Origin of the sequence: Synechococcus sp. N26, assembly GCF_900473975.1 — a bacterium.
GTDB lineage: Bacteria > Cyanobacteriota > Cyanobacteriia > PCC-6307 > Cyanobiaceae > Parasynechococcus.
The window spans coordinates 106,024-123,545 of sequence record NZ_UCNM01000009.1; the positions used below are offsets into that span (position 1 = coordinate 106,024).

14 protein-coding genes and 1 tRNA gene are annotated in these 17,522 nt (G+C 59.6%); 10 read left to right on the forward strand and 5 right to left on the reverse strand.

Annotated elements, in window-relative coordinates:
* Positions 1-62 precede the first annotated feature (62 nt).
* From alr to DXY33_RS07405, 4 genes are all read left to right on the forward strand, one after another.
* A complete protein-coding gene (gene alr / locus DXY33_RS07390; protein WP_170950984.1) occupies positions 63-1,193 on the forward strand; it encodes an alanine racemase in 1,131 nt (376 codons plus the stop codon).
* Between the two features lie 37 nt (positions 1,194-1,230).
* Positions 1,231-1,319 (forward strand) — tRNA-Ser (locus tag DXY33_RS07395).
* Between the two features lie 475 nt (positions 1,320-1,794).
* Positions 1,795-3,369, forward strand: coding sequence for a Calx-beta domain-containing protein (locus DXY33_RS07400; RefSeq protein WP_115132358.1), 1,575 nt, complete (start codon positions 1,795-1,797; stop codon positions 3,367-3,369).
* Positions 3,370-3,453: 84 nt separating this feature from the next.
* Positions 3,454-3,654: an AlpA family transcriptional regulator gene (locus DXY33_RS07405; protein ID WP_115132359.1), complete on the forward strand. Its 201-nt coding sequence runs from the start codon at positions 3,454-3,456 to the stop codon at positions 3,652-3,654.
* 257 nt (positions 3,655-3,911) lie between these two features.
* Here DXY33_RS07405 and DXY33_RS07410 read toward each other — a convergent pair whose 3' ends face one another.
* Entirely contained in the window at positions 3,912-4,826 is a 915-nt protein-coding gene (locus tag DXY33_RS07410; RefSeq protein WP_115132360.1) for a serine hydrolase, read from the reverse strand.
* A gap of 17 nt (positions 4,827-4,843) precedes the next feature.
* Here DXY33_RS07410 and DXY33_RS07415 point away from each other — a divergent pair, with 17 nt between their 5' ends.
* Entirely contained in the window at positions 4,844-5,572 is a 729-nt protein-coding gene (locus tag DXY33_RS07415) for a C40 family peptidase (RefSeq protein ID WP_115132361.1), read from the forward strand.
* 60 nt (positions 5,573-5,632) lie between these two features.
* Complete coding sequence (locus DXY33_RS07420) at positions 5,633-6,595, forward strand: glycosyltransferase family 2 protein (RefSeq protein ID WP_115132362.1); 963 nt, start codon at positions 5,633-5,635, stop codon at positions 6,593-6,595.
* On the opposite strand, the gene DXY33_RS07425 is transcribed toward DXY33_RS07420, so the two are convergent.
* Complete coding sequence (locus tag DXY33_RS07425) at positions 6,553-7,020, reverse strand: HEAT repeat domain-containing protein (RefSeq protein ID WP_115132363.1); 468 nt, start codon at positions 7,018-7,020, stop codon at positions 6,553-6,555. The genes DXY33_RS07420 and DXY33_RS07425 overlap by 43 nt on opposite strands.
* A 90-nt stretch (positions 7,021-7,110) precedes the next feature.
* Here DXY33_RS07425 and DXY33_RS07430 point away from each other — a divergent pair, with 90 nt between their 5' ends.
* From DXY33_RS07430 to DXY33_RS07445, 4 genes are all read left to right on the forward strand, one after another.
* Entirely contained in the window at positions 7,111-7,227 is a 117-nt protein-coding gene (locus DXY33_RS07430) for a photosystem I reaction center subunit VIII (protein WP_006851672.1), read from the forward strand.
* Between the two features lie 43 nt (positions 7,228-7,270).
* Entirely contained in the window at positions 7,271-7,762 is a 492-nt protein-coding gene (locus DXY33_RS07435; protein WP_011363361.1) for a photosystem I reaction center protein subunit XI, read from the forward strand.
* Positions 7,763-7,870: 108 nt separating this feature from the next.
* Entirely contained in the window at positions 7,871-10,987 is a 3,117-nt protein-coding gene (locus DXY33_RS07440; protein ID WP_115132364.1) for an efflux RND transporter permease subunit, read from the forward strand.
* 41 nt (positions 10,988-11,028) lie between these two features.
* Positions 11,029-11,985 (forward strand): cupin, encoded by a 957-nt coding sequence (locus tag DXY33_RS07445; protein ID WP_115132393.1) that lies wholly within the window; start codon positions 11,029-11,031, stop codon positions 11,983-11,985.
* 11 nt (positions 11,986-11,996) lie between these two features.
* On the opposite strand, the gene DXY33_RS07450 is transcribed toward DXY33_RS07445, so the two are convergent.
* The 3 genes from DXY33_RS07450 to psaA form a co-directional block, all read right to left on the reverse strand.
* The gene (locus DXY33_RS07450) at positions 11,997-12,716 is read right to left on the reverse strand and encodes a DUF3598 family protein (RefSeq protein ID WP_244275927.1); all 720 of its coding nucleotides are present in this window, start codon (positions 12,714-12,716) and stop codon (positions 11,997-11,999) included.
* A gap of 177 nt (positions 12,717-12,893) precedes the next feature.
* On the reverse strand, positions 12,894-15,107 hold the full coding sequence (psaB, locus tag DXY33_RS07455; RefSeq protein ID WP_114987216.1) for a photosystem I core protein PsaB: 2,214 nt from the start codon (positions 15,105-15,107) through the stop codon (positions 12,894-12,896).
* 22 nt (positions 15,108-15,129) lie between these two features.
* A complete protein-coding gene (psaA, locus tag DXY33_RS07460) occupies positions 15,130-17,433 on the reverse strand; it encodes a photosystem I core protein PsaA (RefSeq protein WP_115010450.1) in 2,304 nt (767 codons plus the stop codon).
* Between the last annotated feature and the right edge of the window lie 89 nt (positions 17,434-17,522).

Here is a 17,522-nt window from a genome sequence, read left to right on the forward strand (position 1 = left end):
CACTCAATAATGGTCATGCTATCGGGGATGTGAAGCTGTCTCGGTAGCGCCGAGCACCGCCTGTGATTCCGGAGCTGAATCCACGTCAGCGCGCCTGGGTGGAGGTTTCACCTGCAGCGATTCGGGCCAACGCCAGGGCGCTCTGCCAACACCTCGGTGCTCGTACCCAACTGATGGCGGTGGTGAAGGCCGATGGCTACGGCCACGGCGCCGAGACGGTGGCACGGGCTGCCCTTCAGGGGGGAGCCACCAGCCTTGGCGTAGCCACGCTGCAGGAAGGCCTTGAGCTGCGGCGGGCCGGGCTGGAAGCACCAGTGCTGTTACTAAGCAACCTCAATGAACCGGACGACCTGCGCACTTGCCTGCACTGGCGGTTGATGCCCACCCTGAGCAGCCTCAGGGATGCCCAGCTCTGCAACGCTCTGGCAGCCGACAGCGGTCGGTGTTTCGACGTGCAATTGAAGATCGACACCGGCATGGCACGGCTGGGCTGCTCCCTCAGCGAGGGACATCAGACCGCGGCGGAGCTGAACAGCCTGGAACACCTCAATCTGGAGGGCATCTACAGCCATCTGGCCTGTGCCGATGAGCCGAACGATGCCTTGACCAGCCTCCAGCAGGAGCGCTTCGTGAGCATGCTCTCGGCTCTGCCCCAAGCGGGTGCCGGCATCACCCGCCATCTGGCCAACTCGGCGGGGACCCTGCTCAACCGGGAGCTGCACCACGACCTCGTGCGCGTTGGATTGGCCCTGTACGGCCATGCCCCCGCCAGTCATCTGAGCAACGTCATTCCCCTGCAACCCGCCCTGGCGGTTCGTGCCCGGGTCAGCCTGATCCGCGACGTGCCCGCCGGCACTGGAATCAGCTACGGCCATCGCTTCATCACCCAGCGCCCCACGCGGCTTGCGGTGGTGGGGATCGGCTATGCCGATGGTGTTCTGCGGTCCCTCAGCGGGCACATCCACGCCTTGCATCGCAATCGCCAGCTGCCTCAGGTGGGAGCCATCACCATGGACCAGCTCCTGCTGGATGCCACCGATGCAGCTGAGCTGGAGCAAGGCGACATCGTCACTCTGCTGGGCCAGGACGGCGACCTGGAATTAAGCCCTCAAAGCTGGAGCAACCACTGCGGCTCGATTCCCTGGGAGATCCTCTGTGGTTTCAAACGACGTATGCCCCGCGTTGAAGTCTGACCACCTGCCCAGCACTTGGTACTCTGGGTGCGCCGCTGGAGAGGTGGCTGAGTGGTTGAAAGCGGCTCCCTGCTAAGGAGTTACAGGAGGCAACTTCTGTCGAGGGTTCGAATCCCTCCCTCTCCGTTCCAAACCTGACTTGTCAGGTCTCAAGAACACTCAAACCCTGATGCCGCAGCTCGTTTCAGGGGTTTAGCCTTTTGGGACCTCACCCAATCAAGCCAGTGCGCTTCGGTCTTGCTCTGATCTGCGCAGGAGCCCTTTCGTTCTTGGCTTTTCCTGCTCAGGCGAACCAGATGTTCCGAGCAGGGGGGAGCAGTGGAACCTCCTGCCCTTCTGGCTCCTAATACCGAGGCAGTGGCTTCTGCAGAGCCACAAAGCCGAACTATCAGTTCTTCCGCGCTGGAGGCAGCAGTGGGACGTCCTGTCCTGGCGGATCGCAGTACAGGGGCAATGGTTTCTGCATGGCACGCTGAGCAGAGCTGAGATCCATCTCCTGGCAATGGATTTGAACAGGCAAGGACACATACAGACACCACGTTCAACCGCATCAACTCGATGGAAAATCAAGAAAGCCTGCTAAAATATAAAAAAAATTGGTATGACTGAAAACAACGGAAAAATAAAACTGTCTGCAAGCAGTGACGGCAAAATTGTTGCCAACTATGGTCAAAAAGACTTAAAAATATCCTTGGTAGATCATAGAGATGGCAAGCCGTATAGAAAGCAATATCTGCTTGACGGCGAGGGATCCGACGACAGCGTGACAGGCTTCAAAGCTTATGCTGCGGATATAAGTAGTGATGGGAGCGAAGGAATACTGATTCGCAAAAATCAATATCTACAGAACCCCGCTGAAGATGTGGGAAACCAGGCATGGACACCCACGGTGTATGAGGTATTTACATTTTCTCTGCAAACTGGCGAGATAATTGGTCAGTATTGGGATGATGGCTTTCGCAGAGATATTTCACTATCGCTTGACAGGGTAGACAAAGCTTCAGCAGGGAATGGAGATTTAGATTACCTATACAATACCCTTTACTGGGACGAAAAAGAAGGAAAAAGCGAAAAGCTACTCGGGCAATTTGATTACATCATCAATCCAAAAACTCCTTCAACGCCTAGCACTTATTTCTCTATCGTTGGCACGGAAGTCATCGAAGGGGGAATTGCCAAGGTCGCGATAAGAAGAACCGGCAATTTATCAAGTGAAGTCAGCATAAATGTATTTATTACCGGAGATTCTGCCGCAATAGGGAATGATTTCAAAGGTGGCAATCTCATCGATATGAAGTGGCTTCCAGGCGAGGAAGAGACCATAGTCGAGATTCAGACCGTTGAAGACTCACTGGCAGAAGCAGATGAAAGCTTCACAGTAATGCTTACTGGTGGAGACGAATCGGTAATAATGCTTGATTCAAACGCTACAGTAATAATCAAAGATAACGATAATTTAGGTATTAGTCCTGGGGTTAGCGCTACATATTTAGAGACAAAAACCGTAAATACCTCCACATGGTCAGACGAAGTTAGAATTAATCTTCACAAAACAGGTTCAGCTTCTGATTCGGTCATCCAAGCCAAACAAGTCCATAAGTCTGAATACGACTCGGGTTTTGTGGGTTCAATTGTTAACGGCAGTTCTGATGACGACACCATTCGTGGATTGGCTGGCTTTGACCAATTGTTTGGTAAAGCCGGAGATGACCTGATCCATGGCGGCAATGGGCGCGACATCATTGATGGAGGCAGTGGGTCAGATGAGCTTCACGGAGACTTCGGATGGAACACTTTCAAATCTCAACAAGACAGCATGAAGGATCTAATAGCGATCAAATCCGACCAACATTTGAGTAATTGGTGGTATGGAAAGGCTGGCAATAGTCCGAATGGTGAAAAAGCTGATTTTATTGAGGGTTTAGATGCATTTGACGAGATCAAGATCATTGGCGTTTTCACTCCTGACATTTCAGTGGTCGACAACGTCACCGCCAGAGGTGTCTCCGGCATTGGCATCTACGCCAAGGGCGCCCTTGAGGCGGTCTACACCGGCGGCAACTTGAGCATTGGGCAGATCACCCAGATGACCAGCGGTGATGGCTCAACAGCAGCGATGAAGAACCAGATGTGGAGCTACTGGGGCAGCAACACTGTCCCTCCTCTGCAGACCTAGAAAAGAACAGGGCTACGAACAGCTACTTGGCTCTGGCTGGTTTGAAAGAAGAACTCTGTCATCAGGACTCTTCTTTCCTTCGCCATGCCATCAGGCAATAAATCCAGACCACAATTCCACCGTATCTCAGAGGTCATCGATCTCATCGGCGTCAGTCGCCCCACCATCTACCGATGGGTGGCATCAGGTGAGTTCCCCAAGCAAATCGCTATTGGTGCGAACTCCGTCGTCTGGTTGGAGTCCGACGTCACCAAGTGGATGGAAGACCAGATCGCAAAGCAATGACCTCAGTAGGCAGGGCACTCACCGGTGCTCTGCCTTTTTTTGTGCCAACTCGCAGGGGCAAACCATCCCGCACCTGGGACACCCGATACCTCTTATATGCAACAGTTCTCAGGACTTCTTATCGCAGCACAAGAAATGTGTTGTGGGATGTGTTGTGGGAAATTTGGATTTTTACCTCAAACCTGTCTCAAGCAGAGTCATGCCAGTGCATTTCGGACCACTCCGAATGACTCCCTCTCCGTTCCAAGTCCATCAACTCAATCCGCCGGCTCCTCTGAGCTAGTGAACAGTTTGAGTTGCCGTGCCAGCTCCGGCAAAAGAGATGCGTCCCTGGCGCGATCAGGCCCCGTGGTGAACACCACCAGCAAGCTGGGCGGCTGCTGTTCAGACGCCTGGAACCAGGCGGCGTCATGACGGGCCTGACTCATCCAGCCGGCCTTGCTCCACAGCAGAGCGTCCTCAGGTAGGCCTTCGCCGAGGAAGCCATCCACCTGGTTTTCAGGATCAGCGCGACGCTGCTTCTGATCGAGCGAGCGCCGCAACAGACCCTGCAGCCGACGACAGGCCGGTGGCGACACCACCGCACCGGTCATCACCGCCTCCAGCATCCGGGCTGTCGCAACCGTGGACAAGCCATTGCGGTTGCCGTTGTCGACCCCATAAAACATTTTCTCCCGGCCATAGGGACCATCACCCCAGGTCTTCTGGCAGCAATTCACCGCCTCAAGTTCCGGCCAGGCCAGGCTCTGCAACCAGCCATTGATCAAGCGACGCTGCTGCGTCCAAAGCTCCCAGCGTTCGCCATGGAGGGCAGGGCCGCTGGTGGTGCCTGTGAGCAGATCCACCACAAGCCCCGTGGCATCGTTGCTGGAATCAGCGACCATGTCACGCATCGCGCACCGCAATTCGTCGCTCTCAGGGATCAGGTCCCGTTGCAGCCACTGCTCAACGGCGACGGCATAGAACAGCTTCACCACGCTGGCCGGATAGAGGATCCGATCTTGGTTCCAGGAAGCACCATGGCCCTGACCCGCCTCCGGTGCAGCTTCGTCGTACCGCACCCAGGTGATCGCCAGGCTGTTGCGCAGCCCCGGGCGACCGTCGGCATCGAGCCCATCGAGGGCCGCCTCAAGCCGAGCCGCCATTGCGGGATCGGGACGGTAGAACGCCATAGCGATTCGATTGGGCCATGGCGACGTTAGGCACCCTGCTGGCCCCGGACCTCATTCAGACAGGCTCCAATTGGCAGCTGTGCGCTGACGTGAATGGTTATTCGCGATCTGACGGCGCAAGTCTGACCACCCAGGCCTGTCGTGGACGCCGTTTTCGCATTCTGGAGAGGCAGCCCAAGAGGATCGCTGTTCAGCTGCTGGAGGATGGCTACCGCTGCTGGCTCGAACTCGAGGCGGTTCTGGGGCGAGCTGAGCGATGCGCAGCCTGGCGACCGTCGCCTCTGAGCGCGACGGAGATTGAACGACGTCTGCCCAGCGTGCTCGCCTGGAGCGAAACCGCCCAGCAACGCCCCAATGTCTACCTCTGGGGAGGCACCACAGAGCCGGACATGGATTGTTCCGGTCTGATGCAGATGGCCTTCGCCAGCCAGGACATTTGGATTCCGCGAGATGCCTATCAACAGGAGCGGTTCTGCCAACCTGTTGCAGCTCTGCCCGACGATCACAGCCTGCTGCGCCCTGGAGATCTGCTGTTTTTTGGCACACGTCGGCGTTGCACCCATGTGGGAATCCATCTCGGCGAGGGCCGCTACCGCCACAGCTCAGGCCAGGAACATGGGCGCAATGGGATCGGCATCGACAGCTTGCACAGCAGCGATCAACACCCGGTGGCTTGCCACTACAGGGCTGAATTCCGCGGCGCAGGCCGTGTGGTGCGTTGCCATGACGGATCGCATCTCTCCTGACGCTGGCTGCCGGATGAACCGGGCCCCTGCTTAAGTTGAGCGACTCGCAGCGCGACCGGCATGAGTGAGCCCCTGAATCTCTCGGTGGTGGTGCCGCTGTACAACGAAGAGGAAAGCCTGCCTCATCTGGTTGAGCAGCTCCTTTCAGCGCTGCGTCCAACCGATGAGGCGTTTGAGCTGGTTCTGGTCGACGACGGATCCAGCGACCGCACCGCGAACGTGCTGGCCAAGCTCAGCGCCGAAGTACCCGAAGTGGTGGCTGTGCTGCTGCGCAAGAACTATGGCCAGACCGCAGCCATGGCGGCTGGGTTTGATGTGGCTGGCGGAGAGGTGATCGTCAGCCTCGATGGAGATCTGCAGAACGATCCAGCCGACATCCCCATGCTGCTGGCCAAACTGCGAGAGGGGTACGACCTCGTCAGTGGCTGGCGCCATCAGCGCCAGGACGCCGCCCTCCAGCGCAAACTTCCCTCCCGGATCGCCAACCGCTTGATCGGCCGGGTAACCGGTGTGCGGCTGCATGACTACGGCTGCTCCCTCAAGGCCTACCGCCGCGAGGTGCTCTCAGACATGCGGCTCTATGGGGAGCTGCATCGCTTTCTTCCCGCCCTGGCCTTCATCGAGGGTGCACGGATCACCGAAATGAAGGTGAACCACCGGGCGCGTCAGTTCGGCAGCAGCAAGTACGGGATCGATCGCACCTTCCGTGTGCTGATGGATCTACTCACCGTCTGGTTCATGAAGCGATTTCTGACCCGGCCGATGTACGTGTTCGGCTTCGGGGGGCTCCTGGCCATCGCCGCCAGCCTGATCACCAGCACCTATCTGCTGGTGATCAAGGTGATGGGAGGCGACATTGCCAATCGCCCACTGCTCACCTTGGCGGTGGTGCTTGGCTTGGCTGGCATTCAACTGTTCTGCTTCGGACTGCTGGGCGAACTGCTGATCCGCACCTACCACGAAAGCCAGGATCGCCCGATTTATCGCATCCGCGAAACATTGCGCGGCGGCCGAGCCTGCTGACGGATCGGGGCAGCGGCCGGCGCGCCGCGGAACGGTGCGATCGCAGCGGCAGCTGCTTCCACCACACTCGCATCGCTGTCACGCAGCGCCTGGCGCAGCAGGGGCAGCGCCGAACGGTGTCCCCATCGGGCGGCCAAACGAACAGCGCGCAAACGCTCCTCGGGTCCAGCCTCCATATCAGCCTTGAGACGACGCTCCAGGGCAAGACGCTCCAAGGGACTGCTCGGCGCCGTCCAGGACTCCAGGGAAGCATCGGCGGATTCCCCATCAGCAGCGGGCTCAATCACCAGTTCCAACTGGGCACGATTGATCTGTGCGACACGGCTGGCATCCGTGCTGGAAAGCATCGGCTTCGCCGGCTTCCTGCGCAACCACAACACCACCGTGAGCAGCACGACGGCACCGGGGAGGAGAACGTTCTGCATGCGGATTGAACTTTTATGTCGCCGTCGGGACCTAAAGCAGGCCGTCAGAACGGTCCTACTTACAGTAGCTGCGAAGCTTTTGGCCTCGACATGACTGGAGATTTCGCTGCTGCTTGGCTGCCTGCGATTTTCGTGCCCATCACCGGAATCGTGTTCCCCGCAGTGTTCATCGTCCTTGTTGGTCGAGTGATCACCGCTGCCGAGTGACCGCGACCTGCGGACCGTTTCAACCCCTCAGCACTCGTACCTCATGACCGTCACTCCTGCTGCTGATCCCTGCGTCGGCAACCTTGCGACACCCGTCAACAGCGGCTATTTCATCAAGGGCCTGATCAACAACCTGCCCCTGTACCGACCCGGAATTTCTCCGAACTTCCGTGGTCTGGAAACTGGTGCAGCCTTCGGCTATCTGCTCTACGGCCCCTTCACCATCTGTGGTCCCCTGCGTGCCACTGAGTACCAGCAAACCGCTGGTCTGCTGGCTGCCATTGGCGCCGTGCACATCCTCAGCCTGCTGTTCCTGCTCTACAACCAGCCCGGCAAGCAACCCAACATCCCCCCTGCAGATGTAACGGTTGAGAATCCCCCCGCCGACCTGTTCACCCGCACCGGCTGGGCTGATTTCACCAGTGGGTTCTGGCTGGGTGGTTGCGGCGGTGCCGTTTTTGCCTGGTTCCTCTGCAACACCGTTCACGTGCAGGAACTGTTCAAGATTGCTGCTGGTGTCTGGAGCGTCGGCTGAAGCAGTTCACTGAACCCTCTGACTAAAACCTTTCATCCCCCGGTTGCCTTATTCCAGGCGATCGGGGGATTTTTCCTGGCAGGATTCATTCACATTTGAGACGCCCCGGTGCGGTCGATCTCCCAGCCGTTTCTTCGGCGGCCGGTTCTGACGGTCGTCTGCAGCCTGCTGATCCTTTTGGCGGGCTGCACTGCGTTGTTCGGCCTGGGACTGGAGGATCTTCCGCCCCTCGCTCCCACCCGCGTGAGTGTGAGCGCCAGCTTCCCGGCGGCTTCACCGGAGGTGGTGGAGCAGAGCGTGACCCGGGTATTGGAACAACAGCTGAATGGCCTGGAAGGGGTCGAAAGCATCAGCTCAACCAGCAGGCAGGGCGGCGCCAGCATCTCGTTGCGCTTCAACGCGGGTGATCCCGAGCTGAATGCGATCAAGGTTCAGAACGAGGTGAACCTGGCCAGCCGCCGGCTGCCCCAGGCAGTGACGCGCCAGGGGCTCCAGGTGCGGCGCTCCTCGGAAGACCTGTTGATGATCCTGGGGTTCAGCCACCCGCCGGATCAATACGTCCCCACCTTTCTCACGGGCTGGCTGGACCAGACCCTGCGGGACGCGCTGCTCAGCACACCAGGCATCGGTGATGCGCGGATCTTCGGCAGCAGTGAACTCTCTTATCGCCTCTGGTTGGATCCGCAACGCCTCGAACAGACCAAGCTCACCCTTGGCGATGTCAGCCGAGCCCTGGCTGAACAGAACGTTTTGGCTGCCGTTGGCAGCATCGGGGCTGCCCCAGTTCCAGAGGGCCAAGTGCTGAGCCTTCCGGTAGAAGCGGAAGGACGTCTTCGCAGCCAATCGGATTTCGAGAATCTCGTCCTGCGCCGGCTCGACAACGGCGGGCTGCTGCGCCTCAAGGATGTGGGACGGGTTGTACTCGGACAGCGCAACTACGGACGCGAGGCCATGAATCTGGCTGGCGAGCGTTCGGTGGCCGTGGGCATCTACCAGCGCGATGGGGCCAATGCCCTGGAGGTGAGCAGGGCGATCAAGGGCAAGCTGAAGCAGTTGGAAGCGAGCTTTCCCCCGGGCATCGAGGTCTCAATGATCGTGGATATGGCCGACACGGTTCAGGCCAACCTCGATCGCACCTTCATCACCTTGCGCGATGCCGTGCTGCTGGTGCTGCTGGTGCTGGTGCTGTTTCTGGGCCGCTGGCGTCTCGCCCTGATCCCTGGCCTTGCCGTGCCGGTGGCGCTGGTGGGAAGCCTCAGCCTGGTGAAACTGAGCGGTTCCAATCTCAACAGCCTGATCTTGTTTGGCCTGGTGCTGGCCACCGGGATTGTTGTGGATGACGCCATCGTCGTGAGTGAAGACATCGCCGGACGCATCGAACGGGGCACACCCCCCGAACAGGCGGCCGAAGACGCCATGGCTGAGTTGGCGACGGCCGTTGTGGCCACCTCATTGGTGCTGGCAGCCGTGTTCCTCCCCGTGCTGCTCATTCCTGGATCGATCGGACGCCTATATCAACCGATCGCCCTGGCCATCAGCGGAGCGATTCTGTTCTCCACCCTGAATGCGCTCAGCTTCACCCCAATGGCCTGCGCCCGGGTGTTGGGCCCAGGGGGCGGCCGTCTTCCTGGGGCCATCGGCAAGCTCAGCCGTTGGCTTCGGCAGGGCATGCAAACCCTGCAATCCCAATACGCGAAACAACTCAAGCACTGGCTGCAGCACAAGCGACGCATCGGCCTTGTGCTGCTGAGCGGCCTTGTCATCACGGCCTCAGGCTTGGCGGTGATGCCAACGGCGTTCATCCCCGATGACGACCAAGGCCAGATCCGCGGCTACTTCACCCTCCCCGATGGTGCCAGCCTTGAGCGCAGCGTGGCCGTGATTGACGACATCCGACGGGTCGTCAGCGAAGAGCCCCTGGTGCGCACCGGCAACTTTTATGCCGGCAGCTCCTTCGGACAGAGCGGAGAAGACCGTGGCTCGTTTTACCTGCGCCTGCAGCCACGCAAGGATCGACCTGGCAAAGAGCAGAGCAGCAACGCCATCAAACGCCGTCTCAATCGCAAGATTCAGCAACGGGTTGGTGAGGCCAGGGTCGTGCTGATCACCCCACCAACCGTGCGGGGCTTCAGCAGTGAATCAGGACTTTCGCTGGAACTGCTGGACCGCAGCGGAGGGCAACTCAGCCTGGAGCAATTCGGCCAGGTCGCCGACGATTTCATCCAGACGGCCAAGGCGACGGACCGCTTTGAACGGGTGAGCTCCCGCTTTGATGCCAGCTTCCCCCGCTGGCGGCTGGAGCTCGACCGCGACCAACTGGCTGCTCTCGATCTCGACTACGGCGCAACCCTGCGGGAGATCGGCACCGCCTTCGGCGGCCGCTACATCGATGACACCTACAACGACGGTCGCATCCGCTCGATTGTTCTTCAGCTGGAAGGCAGCGAGCGACGTCGGCCGGAAGACCTCACCGGGCTGATGGTGCGCAACCGCAGCGGTGAGCTGGTGTCGGTGGCCAGCGTGGCCAGCCTGACCCGCGAGGAGGGCGTCAACAACATTCGCCACTACGGACTCAACCGGGCCATCCAGATCACGGCCATCCCGGCGCCAACGGTGAGCAGCGGTGAAGCCATCGATGCCCTCACCCAGGCCGGTGATCGCATTGGAGGCAGCAACATCGACCTGGCCTTCACGGGCCTGGCGTTGGAGGAACAACGGGCTGGGCAGGTGACCTGGGTGCTGTTCGCCCTTGGCGTGACGGTGGTCTATCTGATGCTGGCCGCTCTTTACGAGAGTTTCATTGACCCGTTGATCATCCTGCTCACGGTGCCGATGGCCCTGCTCGGGGCTCTGATCGGCTTGAAATTGCGGGGCCTTCCACTGGATGTTTACGGCCAGATGGGACTCCTTGTGCTTGTGAGCCTGGCGGCCAAGAACGGAATTCTGATCGTGGAATTCGCCAACCAGCGGGTGGCGGCAGGCCTGGCCCTGCGCGAGGCCGTTGTGGATGCAGCCGTGAACCGGATGCGCCCAATCCTGCTGACAGCGGTCACATCTCTGGCGGGTTTCCTGCCCCTTCTGTTTGCCCAGGGCACTGGAGCCGCCAGCAGGGTCAGCATTGGCACCGTGGTGTTCAGCGGACTGCTGGTGGCCTCGTTGCTGTCCCTGTTTGCCGTCCCTGCCGTCTATCTGATGCTGAAACGCGATCGAAGGCCCACCGCGTAGGGTGCGATCTCGATCCAATGGTTCTGCTGCTTGAGGGAACGATGACCATCACCCCACGGGCGACAACGGCAACCAGTTCCCAGGCGCAGTTCTTCGATTACGCCTCAGCAGCCAATCCCCTGCAACAGGGGCTGATCAGCACGATCCCCTACCGCAGCTTTTCGGCCAGTTTTTTTGATCAAGCCGGAACGGCCCTGCAACCTCTTGATTTAAGTGCCGACTTGCACTGCGAAGGTCCGGCCACCGGTCCATCGCTCTGCGGCAACTTCATCCGACTGGATCATGGATCCCTGCGCACCCATGCGGATGCGACCAGTCAGTTGTTCTTCGTGGCCCGAGGCCATGGGCAAACTGAAGCCTGCGGTCAAGTTTTTCACTGGAGCGAGGGAGACACGTTCGTGCTTCCGGCGGGCGGTGAAGCCATTCACAGCAGCGAAACGCACGCAGGCCTGTATTGGGTGCACGATGCCCCCTTGCTTCGTTATCTGGGGGTGAGCACCGTGAAACCGGTGTTCGAACCCTGCTTCTACAGCCATGAGGATGCTCGCGCGCAGTTGGATGCCATCGCCAGCCATCCCCGCGGAGCCAACGCCAATCGCGTGAGTGTGCTGTTGGGAAACAACGCCTTCCCGCAGACGCGCACCGTCACCCATACTCTCTGGGCCATGTTGGGAATCCTCCCCGCAGGCCAGGTGCAGCGGCCCCACCGACACCAGTCAATCGCCCTTGATTTTGCGGTGGCCTGCCAACCGGGTTGCTACACGATGATCGGCACCGAGCTGGATGAGAACGGAATGATCCGCAATGGGCACCGGGAAGACTGGGCAGCCGGCGCAGCCTTCGTGACACCGCCCGGCTACTGGCACTCCCACCACAACGAATCCGGCGCCGACGCCTACGTGCTGCCCATTCAGGATGCCGGCCTGCACACCTATCTGCGCACTCTCGACATTGCCTTCAGCATCAGAGGCCGGGCTGACTTAAGTTACATACCGTAGCCAACCCAACCTCAACGGGTGAGCAATTGATGGTTCACCGAGCTGAGGGCACCGTGTTCTGAATAGCGACGTGAAATGCGCTCGAGGCGCGTTGCACTCGACAGCCAAAGCGCTTCGATGTTGAAGGGCTGGTGCGGATGAATCTGGGCCGGCGCCAGAAAAGCGCCTCCATCCGGCAAAAAGATCCAGCGATCAAGATCGCCTGCGGCAAAACAGATGTTGTCCCCTGGCGAAGGGTGGTCGCAGCGCCAGTCACCGATCAGCTGATGTGGCTCCAGGGGTGGACGTTCCAGGGCTGAACTGCCAGCGAGGAACTCACGGATCAGCACAATCCGATCCAATTGCCCCGCACCATCCCAAAGCAGCACCAAGCGATGACGGCGTTGCTCATGCAAGAACCCGAACTCGGCATAGAGCTTGGTCCAAGTGGAGCGGTGCAGCGTCCCCCTTGAAAAACTACCGGTGCCGAAGACCCCCATGTCGGGATCCAGCCGCGTGAAGCATTGAACGATCCGCTTTTCAGGCTCGCCGGTAGGCGGTTGATGGGGAGAACTCGATCCCGCTCCCTCAGGCCAGAGCAGCAGAGTCAGATTCAGTGGCACACCGGAGGGAGCCGGTTTAAGCGTGAGCAGGGAGGGCTGACGCTTGGTGCGTTGAAGTGTCCGGTCCAGGCTGTCGAACCAGCCGCGCCACTCACCAACGTTGCGCTGCAGGTGCTCCCATTCGCCCACGTTCAGCCCGATCCCGATCGAGGCCTGAGGCTAGAGAAGGCCCAGAGCAAGACGAGAACAACAACGCGGTCCAACAGAACCACTGCGAAGCACAGACAACAAAAATCCCCATCCGGCGAACCGGATGGGGACGTTTGAAACGAGGAACGACTCGTCGCGGGTTAATTCAGGAAGGAATCAACCGAATTTCCCTGAAGTCGAGGCAATCAGGAAGGCGGCGTACGTCAGGACATAGCCAACTGTGAAGTGAGCCAAGCCGACGACACGGGCCTGAACGATGGACAGTGCCACAGGCTTATCGCGGTAACCCATCATGTTGGCGATGGGGCTGCGCTGGTGAGCCCAGACAATCGTCTCGATCAGTTCCTGCCAGTAACCCCGCCAGGAGATCAGGAACATGAAGCCGGTGGCCCAAACCAGGTGTCCGAAGAGGAACATCCAAGCCCAGACGGCGAGGTTGTTGCTGCCGAACGGGTTGTAGCCGTTGATCAACTGGGAGGAGTTGAGCCACAGGTAGTCGCGGAACCAGCCCATCAGGTAGGTGCTGGATTCGTTGAACTGGGCCACGTTGCCGGACCAGATGGCCAGGTGCTTCCAGTGCCAGTAGAAGGTCAGCCAACCCACGGTGTTCAGAGCCCAGAAGACAGCCAGGTAGAAGGCGTCCCAGGCAGAGATGTCGCAGGTGCCGCCACGGCCGGGGCCGTCGCAGGGGAAGGAGTAGCCGAAGTCCTTCTTGTCGGGCATCAGCTTGGAGCCGCGGGCATCCAGGGCACCCTTCACAAGGATCAGGGTGGTGGTGTGCAGACCCAGAGCAATGGCGTGGTGAACCAGGAAGTCACCAGGGCCGATGGGCAGGAACACATCGGTGTTGCCATTGATCGCGTCCAGCCAGTAGTGCTCACCAGGAATGTTCTGGGCAGCAAGGCTGGCGGAGCTGGAGGCGTTGGAGAGCAACACGTCCATTCCGTACATGGCCTTACCAGAGGCGGCCTGAACGAACTGGGCGAACACGGGCTCAACCAAGATCTGCTTCTCGGGGGTACCGAAGGCAACAACAACGTCGTTGTGGACGTAGAGGCCGAGGGTGTGGAAACCGAGGAACAGGGAGACCCAGCTCAGGTGACTGATGATCGCTTCCTTGTGCTCGAGCATCCGAGCCAGGACGTTGTCCTTGTTGGCTTCAGGGTCGTAGTCACGGATGAAGAAGATCGCACCGTGGGCGAAGGCACCACACATCAGCGCGATGGCGATGTACTGGTGGTGGGTGTACAGGGCTGCCTGAGTTGTGTAGTCCTTCGCGATGAAGGCGTACGACGGCATCGAGTACATGTGCTGCGCCACGAGGCTGGTGACCACGCCGAGGGAGGCGAGAGCCAGACCGAGCTGGAAGTGCAGGCTGTTGTTGATGGTGTCGTAGAGACCCTTGTGGCCAGCGCCGAGGTCACCGGGGGTGCCTTTCGGGGGGTTGTGGGTTTCGAGGATCTCCTTGATGGAGTGACCGATACCGAAGTTGGTCCGGTACATGTGGCCGGCGATCACGAATAGGCAACCGATGGCCAGGTGGTGGTGGGCGATGTCCGTCAGCCAGAGGGCTTCTGTCTGAGGGTGGAAACCACCAAGGAAGGTGAGGATGGCGGTGCCGGCACCTTCGGAACTACCGAAGACCTGATTCAGAGAATCGGGGTTTTCGGCGTAAACACCCCAGTTGCCGGTGAAGAAGGGTCCAAGACCGGCGGGATGAGGCAGAACGTTGAGGAAGTTGTCCCAACCAACGTGCTGACCGCGGGCTTCGGGGATCGCAACGTGAACCAGGTGACCGGTCCAGGCGATGGAGCTGAAGCCGAAGAGGACAGCGAGGTGGTGGTTCAGACGCGATTCAGCGTTTTTGAACCAGGCCAGAGAAGGACGGAACTTGGGCTGCAGGTGCAACCAGCCGGCGAAGAGGGCCCAAGCCGACAGGATCATCATGAAGATGGAACCCTGATACAGCTCGGCATTCGTCTTCATGCCGATTGTGTAGAACCAGTGATAAAGGCCTGAGTAGGCGATGTTCACCGGGGAGGAAGCACCCGCTTGGGTGAAAGCGTCAATGGCGCCTTGACCGAAGTGGGGATCCCAGATTGCGTGAGCGATGGGGCGCACGTGCAGGGGGTCGGCGACCCACTGCTCGAAGTTGCCCTGCCAGGCGATGTGGAACAGGTTTCCCGAAACCCACAGGCCGATGATCGCGAGGTGACCGAAATGGGTGGAGAAGAGCTTCTGGTAGAGGCGCTCCTCCGTCATTCCGTCATGGCTCTCGAAGTCGTGAGCCGTGGCGATCCCGTACCAAATACGGCGGGTTGTCGGGTCCTGGGCCAGACCCTGGCTGAACGAAGGGAATTTCGTTGCCATTAGAGGGAGAGGTCAGGTGAGGTCAGCCGACCACAAGAATGTGGGCGTGGAAGAAGGCCCACGTGGTCGCAATTCCGCCCAAGAGGTAATGGGCAACACCCACGGCACGGCCTTGGATGATGGAAAGAGCACGGGGCTGGATGGCGGGAGCCACCTTCAGCTTGTTGTGAGCCCAGACGATGGACTCAATCAGTTCCTGCCAGTAGCCGCGGCCACTGAAGAGGAACATCAGGCTGAAGGCGAACACGAAGTGGGCGCCGAGGAACATGATTCCGTAGGCGGCCGTGTTCGAGCCATAGCTGTTGATCACCTGAACGGCCTGAGCCCACAGGAAGTCACGCAGCCAGCCATTGATGGTGATGGCGCTTTGGGCAAAGTTGCCGTTGGTGATGTGCGCGACGGAACCGTCGGCATTCACCGTTCCCCAGATGTCGCTCTGCATCTTCCAGGAGAAGTGGAAGATCACAACAGACAGGGAGTTGTACATCCAGAACAGGCCCAGGAACACGTGGTCCCAAGCGGAAACCTGGCAGGTGCCACCACGACCAGGACCATCGCAGGAGAAGCGGAAGCCCAGGTTGGCCTTATCAGGGATGAGGCGGGAGCTACGGGCGTACAGGACACCCTTCAGCAGGATCAGCACCGTCACGTGAATCGTGAAGGCGTGGATGTGGTGAACCATGAAGTCGGCGGTGCCGAGCGGCATGGGAGCAGCGGCAACCTTGCCGCCGACGGCGACAACAGAACCGTTGAACACTTCACTCACACCCGCGAGGGCGTTGGGAGCTGTGCTGCCAGCAGCTGCGGCGTGCACGTTCTGAATCCACTGAGCAAAGATCGGCTGAATGGATATCGCCGAATCGCTGAACATGTCCTGGGGACGACCCAGGGCACGCATGGTGTCGTTGTGGATGTACAGGCCGAAGCTGTGGGCTCCGAGCCAGATGCAGACCCAGTTGAGGTGACTAATGATGGCGTCGCGAGCCTTGAGCACCCGATCCAGCACGTTGTCGATGTGCTTGGCGGGGTCGTAATCGCGAACCATGGCGATAGCGGCGTGAGCGCCGGCACCAACGATCAGGAAGCCGCCGATCCAGATGTGATGGGTGAAGAGCCCGATCTGGGTGGGGTAATCGATCGCTTGGTACGGATACGGAGGCATCGCGTACATGTGCTGAGCAACGATGATGCTCACTGAACCGCCGATGGCGAGGTTGACCGCCAGCTGGGCATGCCAGGAATTGGTCATGAAGTCGTAAAGACCGTCGTGACCGTTGGTGGCAGGGAACAGCAGGGGATCACCCTTCTGACCTTCGTGGATCTCCTTAATGGAGTGACCGATGCCCCAGTTGGTCCGGTACATGTGACCGGCAACGATGAACATCACTGCAATCGCCACATGGTGATGCGCGATGTCGGTCATCCAGAGGCTTCCGGTCACAGGATTCAAACCACCCTTAAAGGTGAGGAAATCGCTGTAGGCAGCCCAGTTGCCGGAGAAGAAGGCACCGACACCAGCACTGAAGCCGGGATACAGCTGCGCCAGCAGGTCCTGATTGAAGAACTCGTGGGGCAGCGGAATGTCTGCAGCCGAAGCGATGGTCTTGCCATTCAGCACCAGCGGCTGGCCGGCGTCGATGGCATCCATCAACTTGGTGACAGGGGCAGACACGTGGATGACGTGACCAGCCCAGGACAGTGAACCGAGACCCAGCAGACCTGCCAGGTGGTGGTTCAGCATCGACTCAACGTTCTGGAACCACTCCAGCTTCGGCGCAGCCTTGTGGTAGTGGAAAACACCGGCGTTGAGCATGAGACCGGCCATCACCAGGGCACCGATGGCCAGAGCCATGAGCTGGGTTTCGCTGGTGATGCCCCAGGCCCGCCACATCTGGAAGAGGCCTGAAGTGATTTGGATGCCTTGGAAACCGGCACCCATGTCGCCGTTGAGGACTTCTTGGCCGAAGACGGCCCAGACCTGCTGGGCGCTTGGCTTCACATGGGTGGGATCAGCAAGCCAACCGGAATAGTTGGAGAAGCGGGCGCCATGGAAGAAGGCACCGCTGAGCCAGATGAAGATGACGGCCAGGTGGCCGAAATGGGCGGAGAAGATCCGCCGAGAGACCTCTTGAAGGTCGCTCGTGTGAGCGTCGAAGTCGTGAGCGTTGGCGTGAAGGTTCCAAACCCAGGTGGTGGTTTTGGGACCTTTCGCGAGAGCTCGGTCGAAGTGTCCGGGCTTGCCGAACAGCTCGAAGGTTGCTGGATTGTCAACCTTCTCGACCTGGCTTTTCGCGTCACTCCCACGCTCAGGTGGGCTGATGGTCATCGAGTCGTTCCTCGAGGGACGGGTTTCGAGGTGGTGGGCCACCCCTCCGAAGGGCCGAAGCCAATCGGGGCCCCGAACAAGGATTCACA